13 protein-coding genes are annotated in these 15,456 nt (G+C 38.1%); 2 read left to right on the top strand and 11 right to left on the bottom strand.

The window, feature by feature from the left end:
* Positions 1–80: 80 nt before the first annotated feature.
* From CORI_RS02490 to galE, 11 genes are all read right to left on the bottom strand, one after another.
* Positions 81–2,435 carry an STT3 domain-containing protein gene (locus CORI_RS02490; protein ID WP_173030677.1) on the bottom strand — a complete coding sequence of 785 codons (2,355 nt, stop codon included), beginning with the start codon at positions 2,433–2,435 and terminating at the stop codon, positions 81–83.
* Positions 2,425–3,552 carry a glycosyltransferase gene (locus CORI_RS02485; RefSeq protein WP_173030676.1) on the bottom strand — a complete coding sequence of 376 codons (1,128 nt, stop codon included), beginning with the start codon at positions 3,550–3,552 and terminating at the stop codon, positions 2,425–2,427. The genes CORI_RS02490 and CORI_RS02485 overlap by 11 nt, the downstream gene beginning before the upstream one ends.
* Entirely contained in the window at positions 3,549–4,592 is a 1,044-nt protein-coding gene (locus CORI_RS02480) for a glycosyltransferase (RefSeq protein WP_173030675.1), read from the bottom strand. Before CORI_RS02480 ends, CORI_RS02485 begins: the two co-directional genes overlap by 4 nt.
* The gene (locus CORI_RS02475; RefSeq protein ID WP_173030674.1) at positions 4,589–5,518 is read right to left on the bottom strand and encodes a glycosyltransferase family 2 protein; all 930 of its coding nucleotides are present in this window, start codon (positions 5,516–5,518) and stop codon (positions 4,589–4,591) included. Before CORI_RS02475 ends, CORI_RS02480 begins: the two co-directional genes overlap by 4 nt.
* A 56-nt stretch (positions 5,519–5,574) precedes the next feature.
* Positions 5,575–6,636: a glycosyltransferase gene (locus CORI_RS02470; protein ID WP_173030673.1), complete on the bottom strand. Its 1,062-nt coding sequence runs from the start codon at positions 6,634–6,636 to the stop codon at positions 5,575–5,577.
* A gap of 96 nt (positions 6,637–6,732) precedes the next feature.
* Complete coding sequence (locus CORI_RS02465; RefSeq protein WP_173030672.1) at positions 6,733–7,494, bottom strand: glycosyltransferase family 25 protein; 762 nt, start codon at positions 7,492–7,494, stop codon at positions 6,733–6,735.
* A gap of 1 nt (position 7,495) precedes the next feature.
* A complete protein-coding gene (locus CORI_RS02460) occupies positions 7,496–9,013 on the bottom strand; it encodes an MATE family efflux transporter (protein ID WP_173030671.1) in 1,518 nt (505 codons plus the stop codon).
* 3 nt (positions 9,014–9,016) lie between these two features.
* Positions 9,017–10,249, bottom strand: a complete 1,233-nt coding sequence (gene tviB, locus CORI_RS02455) for a Vi polysaccharide biosynthesis UDP-N-acetylglucosamine C-6 dehydrogenase TviB (protein ID WP_173030670.1) — start codon at positions 10,247–10,249, stop codon at positions 9,017–9,019.
* 2 nt (positions 10,250–10,251) lie between these two features.
* A complete protein-coding gene (locus tag CORI_RS02450) occupies positions 10,252–10,674 on the bottom strand; it encodes an ecotin family protein (RefSeq protein ID WP_173030669.1) in 423 nt (140 codons plus the stop codon).
* A complete protein-coding gene (locus CORI_RS02445) occupies positions 10,671–11,993 on the bottom strand; it encodes a UDP-glucose/GDP-mannose dehydrogenase family protein (RefSeq protein WP_173030668.1) in 1,323 nt (440 codons plus the stop codon). The genes CORI_RS02450 and CORI_RS02445 overlap by 4 nt, the downstream gene beginning before the upstream one ends.
* Positions 11,990–12,973, bottom strand: coding sequence for a UDP-glucose 4-epimerase GalE (gene galE, locus CORI_RS02440; RefSeq protein ID WP_173030667.1), 984 nt, complete (start codon positions 12,971–12,973; stop codon positions 11,990–11,992). The genes CORI_RS02445 and galE overlap by 4 nt, the downstream gene beginning before the upstream one ends.
* 248 nt (positions 12,974–13,221) lie before the next feature.
* Between galE and nrfH the strand changes: the two genes are divergently transcribed.
* Positions 13,222–13,725, top strand: a complete 504-nt coding sequence (gene nrfH, locus CORI_RS02435; RefSeq protein ID WP_249934646.1) for a cytochrome c nitrite reductase small subunit — start codon at positions 13,222–13,224, stop codon at positions 13,723–13,725.
* Positions 13,726–13,745: 20 nt separating this feature from the next.
* A complete protein-coding gene (locus CORI_RS02430; RefSeq protein WP_173030666.1) occupies positions 13,746–15,428 on the top strand; it encodes an ammonia-forming cytochrome c nitrite reductase subunit c552 in 1,683 nt (560 codons plus the stop codon).
* Positions 15,429–15,456: the final 28 nt, after the last annotated feature.

Genomic DNA, 15,456 nt, shown 5'->3' with positions numbered 1-15,456 from the left:
ATAGCTCAAGCAAAATCTACTAAAATGCCTAAATTTCATCATCAAATTTCACTTTTTAAATTTTAGATACGATACATCAACTACTTTAACAGTTTATAAATTTTTACCGCTCCGTTTAAAAGCACAGGCTCAAACAACTCTTTATCGTAATTTTCAAAGACAAAGAGCTGCACGTAGGTCGAGTCTAAACTCTGCTTGTCAAGCACTAAAAATCGTCCGTAATCTTTCATATAAACTACATAAATTTTACCGTCTTTATCACGCTCAAATTTCTTTACTACAAGCTCTTCTTTTTCGTTATAGCTTGTTTCATAGTATGTGTTCATAGGTATCTTTTCGCCTGCAAAGCTGAGAATAGTAGCGTCATTTGATATGCTAAAGCCGTTACCGATATCTATCCTGTCTTTACTCAGCGAATAAGGTCTTCCTATATGAAAAAGCAAGTCTTCATACTTCTTGCCGCTACTTAAATCAAGACGTGAAAACTGAAGCGCCACCGGAAATATATGTATCATCGCATCGGGAAGATAATAATATATATCTCGCGTCTTGTTTGGTAGCTTAAATTCCTCATCGTTTAATGAGTTTAAAAATAAATTCACATCGGTAAAATTATATTCTTTCATCATTTGAGCTAAATTTGAGCCGAATTTCTCACTGAATTTTCGCTCCGTGTACTCAACCTCAAGACGAGCCATATTTGCAGAAGCTCTCTGAGGCTCTCCAAGAGCGAAACTAACGGCGAAGTTATCCCTGCCAAGGTGCTTACCGCCGTCAATTAGCGTCTTGGTATCGGCATAATAACGAATCGGATATCCATAGTCCCACCAAGCAAGCGTATAATCCTCCCTGCCTGCGATTTGACCCAGCTTGCTTACGCTTTCAACCTCTTTTTGAACAAAAACGGTTGAGACCTTGTATCCGTATATATGCCAAACACATGGCGCAAGCGCAACCAGCGTAATGCTGATTAAAGCAAGCCTGCTTAAAATTCTATTTGATTTTACGGAGTTTATGATTAGGTAACTAATGCCGCAAGCAAACGCAAAAACAAACGCAAAGATAAGATAAGAGCCGATCTTAACTTCGCTTGCAGGCATAACAAGGGCTAAATTTTGCCCAAATACCGGCAAACTTTCATTAAGAGCGCCGTAAAATCTATCAAAATAAAGGCACAAAGTAGCAATAAAAACAGCCAAAGCGGCGATACAAAATTTCTTAAAATGCTTGCCGTCTTTTAAAGAATTTATGCTCAAATTTAAGATATACCCAAATCCAAGCGCCATAATAGGAACGGCATAAACGGTAAATCTAAGACCTCCTTTAACCGCTAAAAATCCCAGCAAAAGCATAGGCGCAGCAAGCAAAAAAGAACGGAATTTAAAAGCCATAAGCACGGTACCGATAAAAGCTACGATAAATGTAATCACATGCCCGCTGATACGCTGCGCAAACGTGTCAAAAGGCACGATACTTGACTCTCTTATGGTTTGATTTACGTTGTAGTAATGAAATGTAAGCCCCGTGCTTTCGGCCACATCTCTAAAGATATAAAATTTAAGCTGAAAAATGATAGGCTTAAGTCCGCCGCAAGCTGCAAATAGGGCAACCGCACAAGCCGCTAGGATAGCGATTGTCTTTTTATTCCAAATTTCAGGCCTAAAATAAATCGCCGCATAAAGCGCGATAATAATGCTAAATTTAGGCACGTAATCGATATTTGTAAGTGCTATAATCATAAAAATAAGCGCTTCGTAATTTAGCTTATTTGTCCGATCAAATATCAAAGTATAGATCAAAAACAGACCTATCATCGCCGAATTTAACGAAAAAGAGCTAGGATACCACCAGTTGTAAATCAAAATAAAAACAGGGATATATATGAGGTTTGATCGCTGCTTACTCTCAACCAGACGCACCATCGACCAAAGCACAAACACGGCAAGCACGATAACAAGCATATCCGTATCATAATACCCCGCCATAGTTCGGTTGTAGTAGCTGTTTGCGATACTTGCAAGAAGTGCGGCTACAAAGCCGACCTTTAGCATTCCGTATTCGCGCGCTATCAAGATCACCGGCACGACGATAAGTGAGCTAAAAAACACACTCATATAAAGGATTATGGTCTCAAATTTAAACGGCAAAAAGCTAGCCAGCACATAAGTAAGCGATGATAGCGAACGTCCGTAGTAGCTAAGGTCATTAGGCTGATGAAATCCGGCCATCATATCCCTTGCACCTTCGGCAAAAGCATAGCCGTCGTTAGTGCTTATCATAAGCTGATCGTTCCAAAAAAACGGCTCATAGGCACTTGCCCAATACACCCAATACATCCTGCAAAATACGCTAAAAGCAAATGCAACCGCGATCAGGAAAAACGTCTGCTTTGAAAACTGAATATTTTTAAAACCGTCTATAAATTTATTGCCCATCAATACCCTCTAAGTGCTCTATAAGCTGCTTAGCTATAGCAGTCTTGTCAAAATTTTTAATGCGATTATACGCTTTTTTTTCATAAGTTTTTCTCAAATTTTCATCATCTAAAGCTTTTTTCATCGCTTCTTGCATGGCTTTTTCATCATCCACACCTACTAAAACACCAAATTCATCATCGCCCAAAAGCTCCCTAGCGCCACTTTTATGATCGGTTGAGACGATAAATTTCTCGCATGCCAAAGCCTCAAGAAGCACGTTTGAAAATCCTTCAAAACGTGAAGCACAGAGGAAACATTGCGAATTTTTGATAAATTTAAACGGATTTTTGCTTACTCCAAGAAGTTTTACGCGATCTTGCACGTCAAGCTCGTTTATAAGGCTTTCAAGCTCGGTTTTTAAATTTCCTTTGCCTAAAATTCCAAGTGTCGCTCGTTCGTCGTTTAAATTTGCAATTATTCTTATTAGCATAGCTTGGTTTTTACCGCTATCAAGCCTGCCGATATTTAAGAAAAACGGCTTAAAATCGCTATCAAAAGGCTCATTTGCAAGATTTTTAATAAGGTCTAAATCAAGTGCATTGTATAGCACCTTTGTCTTTTTTGCATCGCAGCCAAAATTCTCTATAAGATCTTGCGCATTTCCCTGTGCATTTGCAAGTATTAAATCGGCTTTGTTGTAAAGCGCTTTTAGCAAAATTTTATTGGCAAATCCGCTAATTCCGCTACTATAAATAACCGAAGGAGAGCTTCGCTCGCTTATAACCATCCTGCCTTTAAGCCCCAAAACTCTAGCCATCAAGGCGATATAACAGGGGCGGTTCATCAGCACGAAGTGAGTATCTATCCTTAAATTTTCGCAAAGTTTTTTGTATTTAAAGGCTAGCTGCGGCAAAGCGAAAAATAGCCTAAAAAGCTTTAAAATTCCACCCTCATAAGGATCTGAGCGCTCTATGAAGTGGATTTTTACTTCACTTGGTATATCATAGGCTATAACTTCACTCATTAAGATTAGATGAATTTCATAGTTCTTTACAAGCTCGGGCAATAAATTTGAGACAACTCGCTCGGCCCCTCCTGAGCCCATCGAATAAAGAAAAATCGCAAGCTTTTTCATTGTTTTAACACGTCATTAACGATTTTAAACCAACTTCGGCGAAAATTTTCAAGCTTGAATTCGTCCTTTCTAGCTCTTGCGTTTATGATAAATTCTTGCGCTTTCTTCTCGTCATTTATCAAAATTTCAAGCTTTTTGGCAAATTCCGTCTCGTCGTTTAACTCGCATAAAAATCCGTCAAACCCGTCTTTAATAAGCTCGCTTGGACCACATATACAATCAACCGAAATTCTCGCACAATCAAAAATTATAGCCTCTATTAAGATATTTGAAAGCCCTTCGCTAAGGCTTGTAAGGGCCACTATCTTGGCTCTTTGGTAGAAATTTTCTATATCCTTAACCGCACCTGCAAACTCTATGCTAACGCTTTTTTCATCGGCTAAATTTTGATATTTTTGTATATTTCCTGCTCCGCAAACTACTATTTTATAGCAGCTTCGCCTGCTAAGCGGTATTAAAGCAAACGCGTTTATAAGAAATTCAAGGCGCTTGTTTGAACTTAAATTTGAAGGAAAGAGGATGATATTTTCTTTTGTTATCTTTTTGTCCCCGTCGCTTGCCATAAAAAACGGATTTTTGATGATGGCTGAGTGTTTAAGAGCGTAAAAATCATAATCGAATTTCGTTAGAAACGTTATAAAATCAGCCTTTTTATAAGCTAAGTTTACAAGGGTTTTGCTTAGTAAATTTTTGTGATTGGTATGATTTCCATGCTCTGAAATGATGAGTTTTGAATTTGCTTTGGCAAACGCCAAAGGATAGGCTCCAAAGCCCGCAAAGCTGACAATTAGATCGAATTGATTTTTTGCAAAAAATTTCTTAAACTCTAAAAACGAATTGCGCAAAAAACCGCTTGTTTCGAGGTTTAAATTTGTCATTTCAACATCATCAAAAAACCCCTCTTGATCACTTTTAAGCACGCTTAATACGCTTACTTCAAAACCTTCATCAACAAGTGCGTCATAGACCGCACGCGCTACTTTTATGCTACCTCCAAGCATATTTATATAAATCACCAAACAAATTCTAGCGCCTTTCAAGCAGAGCCTTTTAGCCAAAGTCTAAATTTGCTAAGCGATATAATCAAAGAGCGAGGAAATGGGCTTAAAGCAAGCATCACAAGCGCTTCTTTGGTCGGTTTTGCGCGAAGACTTTTAAATATAAATTGATACATTTTTTTATACTCACCGCCCATCTTTGCATAGTAAGCAGCAGTTTTATACAAGATAGCTATGCGATTAGGATCTGTTTGAGGGGCTTTTTTTATAAGCAAATCAGCCATAAGAGCGTAGCCTTTCATAATACTAAGCGGTCGCTTAAGTGCGTTTGTCGTAACGCTATCATCTCTTTGAAACCTATAAATTCTAACGGCTTCATGAAGATAATACGCAGGAAAATCAAAAAGATATATCCAAAGCGTATTTTCACTACCGTATAGACCCTTTTCAAAGCGTCTATCGCCGATGGCTTCGCGTCTAAACATAACTAAAAATTCGCCTCTTATCTTGCCGTCATAATAGTCTTGTTTATTTATCTCTTGGCTTTTTTCAAGCCCAAAGCCTGAAAATTTCTCTGTTTTTTCGCCGCTAATCTCATAATAGCAATTCGCCCAAACGCTATGATAACCTAAATTTAGCACGTTTACCATCTTGGATATCGCACCTTCAAGCAACAAATCATCATCATCAAGTATCACGAAAGCATCGCCGCTTGATTTGTCAAAGCCGTTGTTTTTATTGCCGTTTGGTCCGCGCTCGTAAGTTTGATTTGTGAAGTATTTTACGCACTCGAATTTAGCCTCATATTCTTTAGCAAGCTCGCTTGTGCCGTCATTTGAGTTATCATCGGTAATCACTATCTCTTTATTTTCATAGTCTTGCGCCAAAGCGCTTTTTAGAGCTAACTCAAATAAATTTTTACGATTATAGGTGGGTATGATTATGCTAACTTTTAAATTTTTGTTCATAAATCTCCGTCTCAAAATATAACCGAGTATATCAAATTTTAATTAATATAAATTTTTTATATTTTAACGGAGTCGCCTATAAATTCCATCCATTTTTTGTAAATTTGCTCTATCTTAAAACTATCGGCTTTAAGGTTTGCGTTTTTTACGAATTTTTCTCTTAACGCATCGTCATTTACAAGAATTTCTATCTTTTCGCTAAGCGCTTTAGTGTCATCAATCGGAACCAAAAAGCCATCCACGCCATCTTCTATAAGCTCACTGGCTCCAGTTGTCGCGGTTGCAATTCTAGCGCAGTCAAAAAATATACTTTCTATCAAAACATTAGGAAGCCCTTCCGTTTTAGAGCTTGAAACAATGATCTTAGAACGCTCGTAAAGCGAAGCTATATCTTCGGTTTGACCGACAAATTCGACATCTATATGCAGATCGTGAGCTATAAGATCAAGGCGCTGTTTTTCATCGCCCGATCCGGCTATAACGATTCGGTAATCCTTTAAAATTTCTTTATCTATTAAACTAATTGATTTTAAAAAGACGTCACAGCCCTTAAGAGCCACCAATCTACCTACAAAAAGTATTATATTTTCTTTAGACAAACCCTTTTTACTGGCTTCAAACATAGGGTTATACATAACTGTTTTATTTTTTACGAATTTATAGTAGTCAAAATCACTCTTGGTAAGCACCGTAAGACCTGTCGCATAAGGATAAAGAAGGCGTCTTAACCACACCCAAAGCTTAGGTTTAAGAAAGCTTGAACTTGAATGCTCGCTTATAAAAAGCGGCTTGTTTATAAAGATATTTGATAGTATTACATTTATATTCGTGCTATCCATAAAAGATATCACGACATCGAAATTTCCCTCTCTAATGAGTTTTCTTTGGTAAAAAAACTTCTTAATCCGCCTAACAAAATTGGTAAAAAATCCCTTCTTAAGCATAGGATAAGGAAGATCTATAAGCTTAACTCGCTTGTCGATATCGTAAAAAGAAGGTTTTGAGTCAAATTTAAGCAAGGTAACATCATGAAAATTTGCAAAATATCCGGACAATATCGCCATAACCCGCTCGGCACCGCCCGCTTGCATAGTCGATATCACAAACAAAACTCTCATTATTTATCTCCAAAATTTATTTATAACCTTGCAAAAAACAATTAAAATTCATAAAAAAGAAATTGGCATTTTATAAATTTCATCCTTTATAACTGCTTACTTTTTCTTTTTAAAAATTCGCTCATAGCCTTTAAATTTGGCTTCAAAACGAGTCGATAAAATGTATTTTACCGAATTAAAGTAAGCTTTTAAATTTTGTCTTTCATAGCCCCTTATATCTCTTGCCTCTTGGATAGCCGAACAACTTAGATCAACAGGATGAGCAAAAATATCGCTAAAATACATCTTAAGTCCGTTTTTCTTAAGCAGATAGCTCCAAAAATCAGTCGTGCAAACAGCCTCGTTGTGCGTTTGAAGCAACGCTTTAGCACTTGATTTTGTAACTATATAAGCCGCCGCCCTATAAATACTTGAGTGCGAATACTTTGAAACTTCATAAAGCTCGGCATTAAGCCTTTTGCCAAATGCGCTAAATCTTCCGTCAAGTCCGTCCTGACAACCGCATATCAAAATCGAATTTTCACATATATTTTGAGCAAGTTCAAAGGATTTTTTAATACCCTCATCATCTCCGATAACATCATCTTCAAGGATAAGAGCAAATTTTGACTCGCTTTTTAAAAACTCCTCATAAGCCTTCATGTGAGAAAGCGTACACCCTATCTCAGCCGGGCTTAAAAGCTTGCCGTAAGCCTTAAACGAAGCAACTGCGTATCTAAAATACTCCATCGCGCTCATAATCCTACCGTCAACAGCCTCGATAAGCGTAAATTTACCATAGCTTTCAAACCGCTCTTTTAACTTTTGTCTGCGAGATTCATCGCTTTTTAAGGAGATTATAAAAATTTGATTATCCACTTTAAAGCCTTTTAAATTTACTCTTTACTTTATTTAATAAAGCCGTCCGCTCATCTTTGCTAAAAATTAAAAATAGATTAATCCCGTATCCTGCAAATAAAAATATCAGCGAAAAACAGATAAATCCCGTCCAGTTTGTAATCTCAACAAATTTAGCAGCTCCACAAAAAATCGCGCAAGTCAGTGCAAACATAGCCAAATTTCTAAAAAACAGAGGATAAAAAGCACTTAATCTTATACGCAAATTTAACGCAGCGTTTATAAGATCAAAGCAAACTATGCGAATAGAGTAAAATATCGCTCCGACAACGACAATTCCGTAAATTCCGTAGTCACTAAATTTCAAAATCCAAATTTGAGCGGCGATAGTACTCACTCCCAAAATAGTATTTGCTATCGCCGGTCGGCGCAGTTTATTTGTCGCGCTATCTATGTTAAACAGCGCAAATACATAGCCTATAAGCAAGATCGGAACAAGAGTTATGATAGAAAGATTATAGATCAAATTTATCTCATCACTCGTTTTAAACGGCAGCCAAAGAGTGTAAAATTCCAGCCCGAAAACTACGAAAATAGCTACAGGAACGCTCATGATAAAAGCAACCACTTTCATGGCAAATTTAGCTTCAGCTATTAGTGCGCGTAGGTTTTTTTGAGAGTAAAGCTGCACGAATTTAGGCGCAAAGATCGTGCTAAGCTGAGCCACAAAGCTTTCAAGTATGATAGGAGCGGCCTTTGCTACGGCTAAAATTCCCGTCAAATTCGCGTTTAAAAAGATATTGCAGATAAATAGATCCATTCCCGTTAAAAGTATGCGGTTTAAGGCGTTAAAACTATTCCAAATTCCCGAGCTTGCAAGCTCTTTTATCATCGAAAAATTAAAATTTGAAAGAGTAAATTTAAGCTCTGGAGTAATTTTTGAAGAGATAAAAACGGTGCTAAAAAACACAAAAACCGAAGATGCAAGCGCAGAAATTGCGATATAGGCTATCATCGGCTTAAAAAAGTAAAAAAGAGCCACTATAAGAGCGGCTAAAATCACCATAGAAATAGCGTTTCGAACGGATATCAGATAAAGCTTATTTCGCACGAAGGCGCATACGGAGATTACACCGTTAAAAAGTCCTACGCAAAAATTTATAAAATAAAATATAAAAGTAAGCCGCACGTCATGTGTAAGATATTCAGGCACGTTTAAAACGCGACTTAGATTTAAGATAAAAACTGCCGAAATAGCGGCTATGGCAAATGAAAATATTATATTTACGGCTAGAACCGAGGAGTAATAGTCATTTGCCTTTTTTATATCGCCTCTGTGCCACTCATACGCGACAAATCGCCCGCTTACGGAATTTATAGCCACGGTAACGACCGAAGCGTATGCGACGATAGCGTTAGCAAGCCCGACAAAGCCGTAAGCCTCGTTTCCAAGGCTTTTTAGTATATAAGGAGTTAGAAAAAAATTTATTCCCAAATATACGACAAAAACGACAACCGAGCTGATTAAATTTATAAACAAATTCTAAAGTCTCGCATCGGCTTTTGGGTAGATATTTTTGATATCATAAACTAGCGTATCGCTTAAATTTAGCCCTTTAAATTTATCGTGAGCGACCGCTATAACTACGCAGTCATAGTTGCTTGCATCATAATTTTCAAGCGGATTTAAGCCATACTCTTTTTGCACTTCTTGAGCATCCGCCCAAGGATCATGCACGTCAACTCCGCAACCAAAATCCTTAAGCTCATCTATAACGTCTATAACACGAGAATTTCTTATATCGGGGCAATTTTCCTTAAAGGTAAGTCCAAACACAAGCACTTTAGCGTCGCTTATCTTAACGCCGTTTTTTATCATTAGCTTTACGACTTCGCCAGCTACGTATCTGCCCATATTATCGTTTATTCTGCGTCCTGCAAGGATAATTTCAGGGTGAAAGCCAAGCTCTTGAGCCTTGTGAGTAAGATAGTAAGGATCCACGCCGATACAGTGGCCTCCCACTAGACCCGGGCGAAAATTTAAGAAATTCCACTTCGTGCCGGCAGCTTCTAAAACCGCGTTTGTATCGATATTCATCTTATTAAATATCATTGCAAGCTCGTTAATAAAAGCTATATTTATATCGCGCTGAGTATTTTCTATCACCTTTGCGGCTTCTGCTACCTTAATGCTTGGGGCTTTATGAGTGCCTGCGGTAATTACACTTGCGTAAATTTGATCGATCTTACCTGCTATCTGCGGTGTTGAGCCTGAGGTGATTTTTTTTATTTTAGTTACGGTGTGCTCTTTATCGCCAGGATTTATCCGCTCAGGAGAGTAACCGCAGTAAAAGTCCTCATTAAATTTAAGCCCCGAACTTTCTAAAATAGGCACGCAAATCTCCTCGGTAACGCCAGGATAAACGGTGCTTTCATATACTACTATATCGCCTTTTTTAAGCACTTTCACCACACTCTGGCTAGCTTTTATCACAGGTGTTAAGTCGGGGCGTTTGTTTTTATCTATGGGCGTGGGAACGGTAACGATAAAAAGCCTACAATCTTTTATGTCATCCAAATCGGTGCTAAATTTCATCCCGTTTTCTATCGCTTTTCGCATCTGATGGCTATCAAGCTCAAGTGTGCGATCAAATCCGTCTTTAAGCTCTTGTATGCGAGATTTATTAATATCAAAACCTATTACATCGTATTTCTCGCTAAAGGCTGCCGCTAGCGGTAGTCCGACATATCCTAGACCGATCACTGCTATTTTCATCTTTATTTTACTGCCTCTGTGTGTTTTTCATCTATCTTTTTATAAATTTTATACTTTACTATGACATCTTTAGGCGCTTTAATAACAATCGGCGTGTAACTATCATAATCAAACATTTTTGTAAAAGAGTAATGAACAAACTTTTTACTCTTTTTGCCGTCAGGACACAACATCATAGTTGAGGCAAGCTCGGCTTTGGCGTCAAATTCATAAAGCGCAATAGGCTCTTTTGAAGGCTTTTCTTTAAGTTTTCCGCCTCCTAAAAAGTGATTGTTGCAATCAACTTTAAGCTCTTTGCCAAAGATCACTTCAATCTTATAATTTCCTTCGTCTTCAAGCTTTTTAAGCTCTATTTTATTATCAACCAATTGATTACTCGCAAAAATAATCGCAGGCAAAGCCAATAAAAATGTGAATTTCTTCATGATTTTACTCCTATTTGAAAATATTTAAATCCAAGATCTTTTAAAATTTTACCATTATACTGATTTCTTCCGTCAAAAATCACAGGATTTTTCATGCGATTTTTCATCTCATGAAAATCAGGCGATCTAAACTCGCTCCACTCCGTTAAAAGCGCCATACAGTCGCTCTCATCAAGTGCATCATATTTACTTTTTACATATTTTACGGTTGAATTTGGAAGATATTTTTTAGCCTCGTTTATCGCTTTTGGATCGTAGGCTATGATATCCACCCCCTCTTTTTCAAGCAAATTTATAAGAGTAAGTGAGCTAGCCTCTCTCATATCATCGGTATTTGGCTTAAAAGCAAGTCCCCAAAGAGCTATTTTTTTGCCTTTTAAATCGCCTCCGAAAAACTTATAAATTTTATCAAATAAAACTCGTTTTTGAGCCTTATTTCTGGCTTCGACAGCATTTAAAAGCTCGGGCTCAAATCCGTTTTGTCTGGCCGTATAAATAAGAGCCTCCACATCCTTTGGAAAGCAGCTTCCACCGTATCCACATCCCGGATATATGAAACTATAGCCGATTCTAGAGTCGCTTCCTATGCCTTTACGCACCAAATTCACATCAGCCCCTACTCTTTCGCAGATATTTGCTATCTCGTTTATAAAGCTAATTTTAGTAGCAAGCATAGAATTTGCAGCATATTTAGTCATTTCAGCCGACTTTACGTCCATAGCTATAAATCTATCGTGATTTTTCATAAAAGGCGCATAAAGCTCTCTCATAACCTCTTCGCCCCAACTGCTGCTAGAACCTACCACAACACGATCAGGCTTTAAAAAATCCTCAATCGCAGCCCCCTCTTTTAAAAACTCAGGATTGCTAACGACTTCAAATTTTATATCCAAATTTCTATTTTTAAGCTCATTTGCGATAATCTCGCTCACTTTTTCGCCAGTTCCTACAGGCACGGTTGATTTGTCAACTATGATCATAGGATGAATCATGTGTTCACCGATGCTTTTTGCAACCTGAAGGACGTATTTCAAATCAGCCTGTCCGTCAGCCCCCATAGGAGTTCCGACCGCTATAAAAAGCACGCTTGCATGAGCTAAAGCCTCTTTTATATCGGTGCTAAATTTAAGAGTTTCGTTTTCAAAGCACTCTTTGACCATCTCGGCAAGTCCAGGCTCATAGATAGGCACTACGCCTTGTTTAAGTGCATTTATCTTAGCTTCATCCACATCAACGCATATCACGCTATTGCCCATTTTAGCTAAGCAAGCGCCGCTAACAAGCCCCACATAACCTGTCCCTATAACTGCTATTTTCATATTTTCCTTTCCCATTCAAGAGCGGTTTTAACGATAAGTGCTAGATCATCGCGCTTTGGCTTCCAACCGGTTAAATTTCTAATCTTTTGCGATTTTGCTATAAGCACCGCAGGATCCCCTTCCCTGCGAGGAGCATCTATCACCTTAAAATCAACTCCGCTAACCTCTTTAACCGTTTTTATCACGTCTCTTACGCTAAATCCTCTACCATATCCTACGTTAAATACTTCGCTAGAGCCGTTTTCAAGGTATTTAAGCGCAGACAGATGCGCGTCTGCAAGATCGCTTACGTGTATATAATCTCTTATGCAAGTACCGTCACTCGTGTCATAATCACTCCCAAATACACCCATTTTATCTCGCTTACCAAGCGCTGTTTGAGTAGCTATCTTTATAAGATGAGTGGCGTTTGGATAGTTTTGCCCGATAAGTCCTTCTTCATCCGCACCCGCTACGTTAAAATATCTTAAAATCGCAAATTTAAAGCTCTTATTTGCCGCTGCATAATCCTTTATGATCATCTCGCTCATTAGCTTGCTTCTGCCGTATGGATTTATCGGCTTGGGCGATGTTAGCTCGTCAACCTCTCTTATATCTGGCTCACCGTAAACGGCAGCCGTTGAAGAGAAGATAAATTTATTTACGTTAAATTTTTTGCAGTAAGTTAAAATTTTAGCTACATTTGCGGTGTTGTTTAGATAGTATTTAAGCGGATCTTGCGTGCTTTCAAACACCTCTATAAATGCGGCAAAATGAATAATAGCATCAAATTTTCCTTCGGTAAAAATTTGAGTTAAGTCATCTTCCAAATTTGCATTTACAAACTCGAACTTGTTAAGTTTCTTAAGAGCTTCAACAGCTTTTATTGAGCCTTTGCAGAGGTTGTCTATGACAGTTATATTGTGCTCACTCTCTTTTAAAAGCACTTTTAAAACATGAGAGCCTATATAGCCCGCCCCTCCTGTTATTAAAATATTCATCAAAAACCTTTGGCATAAATTTTGCTAATTTTATCAAATGTCTTATTAATAAAGAGTAATAAAATATTTGGTATTTTTAATGATATTTAAACTATATTTAATTAGTAACTTATTTGTTACAGAGCTGTTTTTTACACAATGTTATTATTATATTTGACTTTTTTTATCAAGAATTGATATAAATCAATTAATCTTTCATTTAAAGACTGTATCATTACTCAATATTATTTTATCCATAAGGAGGTTTTTTGAAAGTCATACAAAAGGCTAAAAAGCAACCTTATTTCTTGGCTACTCTCATCCTTGTGCTTAGCATCGGTGTTGTTTTAGGTCATGGGCTTTATACCTTCGTATATGCAAAAGGCTTTTCATATATGAGCGATGATCCATTGGCTTGCAAAAACTGCCATGTTATGAATCAGGTGTTTGAAAGCTGGGAAAGAGGCGGTCATCAGCACGTTGCAACCTGTAACGATTGTCATGTCCCTCATGACTTTATAGGCAAATGGATGATGAAAGCTGAGAGCGGTTTTGGGCACAGCTACGCTTTTACGGCTAAAGATAATCCCGTACCTTTTACGGCTAACGCAAAGAGCAAAAGAGTCATCCAAAACAACTGCATAGAGTGTCATGGAGAGTATGCCGCAGCCTCGGTAAATGCTAAAGCTCACGGCGGCGATGCAAATATCCAAAACGAATCATTAAGCTGTGTATCTTGCCACAGGCAAGTAGGTCATGCTCATAATTACTAATACAACATCAAGGAGTTAAAATGAAAAACAAGCTATTTTTTAGCATAATTTTTATTATAGCTGTTATCGGAGGTGCGGCAATGTTTGCACTATTTAGCGATATCAGTGAGAAAAAGGCGCAAGAGAGGCATTATCCTCTAATGCTTAACAAAGTTAGCGACTTAAACCCTGATATCAGAGAGTGGGGCAAAAATTTCCCGACTCAATACGATGACACGGTAGCTATGAAAGATATTTTCTTTGAAACGCCTTTTGCCGGTTCGCTTCCATACAGCAAGCTTATGAGATGGCCTGCAGCTACGGTTTTCTGGCAAGGATATGCATTTGCGGTAGATTATAACAGACCTAGACTTCATTTTTATTCTCAAATTGATCAAATCGAAACTATGAGAAATAATAAAGAGTATCTAAACGCTCACGGCCTTCCTGCATTTAACGGACAACCGGGATTTTGTGTAAACTGCCACACCGGACACTTAACTGCAATCATGAACGATCCTGATTATGATAAAATTTTACAAGCTAATCCTACCGAGTCAAGCAAGCTTGAAATGGGCTTTTTTGAAGTAGATAAAGAAAACGGAGAAAAAAGAAAGCTAGCTTGGACGAAAATGAACTCTATTCCATATTTTGACGTTATGAAAATGGTTGAAGAAAAACACGGCAAAGACCCTTACGGCGGCTCTCACCTTGGCTCAAGCTGTGCTGACTGTCACAACCCTGACGATATGAGCTTAAGAGTTACAAGACCGGGCTTTGTTAATGCAATGGTTAAGCGTGGCTATGAGGCCGATTTAAAACAAGGCATTAAGGCCACAAGAGCCGAAATGAGAGATTATGTCTGTATGCAATGCCACGTTGAATACTACCCTGGATTAAACGCGGATCTAGTTTTCCCATGGACAAAATGGCCTAAAGACGAACCTTTTAAAATAGAGATGTTTGACGAGTATTTTGACGAAGTGCATGACAAGGGTCTATTCCAAGCAGATTATAGACACAAACAAACAGACGCTAAGATGATTAAGATGCAACACCCTGAAGCAGAGCTACACTCAACCAGCGTTCACGCTAGAAGCGGCGTAACATGCGTTGATTGCCATATGCCTTATAAAAGAGTTGGAGCTACGAAAGTTACAAACCATACAATTCAAACTCCGTTTGCAGACATAACGGCTAGTTGCAAAACTTGCCATATGCAAAGCGAAGATGAGCTAAGAGATAGAATTATGTTTATACAAAATCGCCACGCTCACGAGCTTAGAAATTGTGAAAACGATCTATTGTCTCTAATCGAAGATCTAAAAACCGCAAGAGCGGAGCTAGCTAAACATAAAGAGTTCGCAGGACTTAATGCCGATGAGCAGAAAAAGGCTATAAGCGAAGTGCTAAAAGAGCCGTTATGGATGCAAAGAAAAGCTCACATCAGATGGGACTTTGCGTTTAGCGAAAACAGCTATGGATTCCACGGACCACAAGAGGCTGCAAGAATCACAGGCCAATGCCAATCGGTAGCAAGAGAGGGTCAGCTACACCTAGCTAACGCTCTATCTAAATACGGTATAACAATAGCTCTAACACAACAAGCTACTATACCTGAGCCACCTGCTAAGATTGAGCTTCACCATGGTCTAGTCGGTACTCCTCCGTCAGACAGACTAAAGAAGCTTGACGAAGACGTTAAAAATCTAAACTTTAATTAAGAAGTTTTTAATAACCCTATCCGAACTA

The sequence above is a fragment of the Campylobacter sp. CCUG 57310 genome (assembly GCF_013201975.1).
Classification (GTDB): Bacteria; Campylobacterota; Campylobacteria; order Campylobacterales; family Campylobacteraceae; genus Campylobacter_A; species Campylobacter_A canis.
Note: the sequence above shows the minus strand (reverse complement) of the source record. Positions and strands in the feature narration are given on the sequence as shown.

Excerpts from the sequence above, each read along its gene's own strand:
- galE (WP_173030667.1), bottom strand. The coding sequence starts at position 12,973 with ATGAATATTTTAATAACAGGAGGGGCGGGCTATATAGGCTCTCATGTT.
- CORI_RS02445 (WP_173030668.1), bottom strand. The coding sequence starts at position 11,993 with ATGAAAATAGCAGTTATAGGGACAGGTTATGTGGGGCTTGTTAGCGGC.
- CORI_RS02430 (WP_173030666.1), top strand. The coding sequence starts at position 13,746 with ATGAAAAACAAGCTATTTTTTAGCATAATTTTTATTATAGCTGTTATC.
- CORI_RS02485 (WP_173030676.1), bottom strand. The coding sequence starts at position 3,552 with ATGAAAAAGCTTGCGATTTTTCTTTATTCGATGGGCTCAGGAGGGGCC.
- tviB (WP_173030670.1), bottom strand. The coding sequence starts at position 10,249 with ATGAAAATAGCAGTGATCGGTCTAGGATATGTCGGACTACCGCTAGCG.
- CORI_RS02490 (WP_173030677.1), bottom strand. The coding sequence starts at position 2,435 with ATGGGCAATAAATTTATAGACGGTTTTAAAAATATTCAGTTTTCAAAG.
- CORI_RS02450 (WP_173030669.1), bottom strand. The coding sequence starts at position 10,674 with ATGAAGAAATTCACATTTTTATTGGCTTTGCCTGCGATTATTTTTGCG.
- CORI_RS02475 (WP_173030674.1), bottom strand. The coding sequence starts at position 5,518 with ATGAACAAAAATTTAAAAGTTAGCATAATCATACCCACCTATAATCGT.
- CORI_RS02470 (WP_173030673.1), bottom strand. The coding sequence starts at position 6,636 with ATGAGAGTTTTGTTTGTGATATCGACTATGCAAGCGGGCGGTGCCGAG.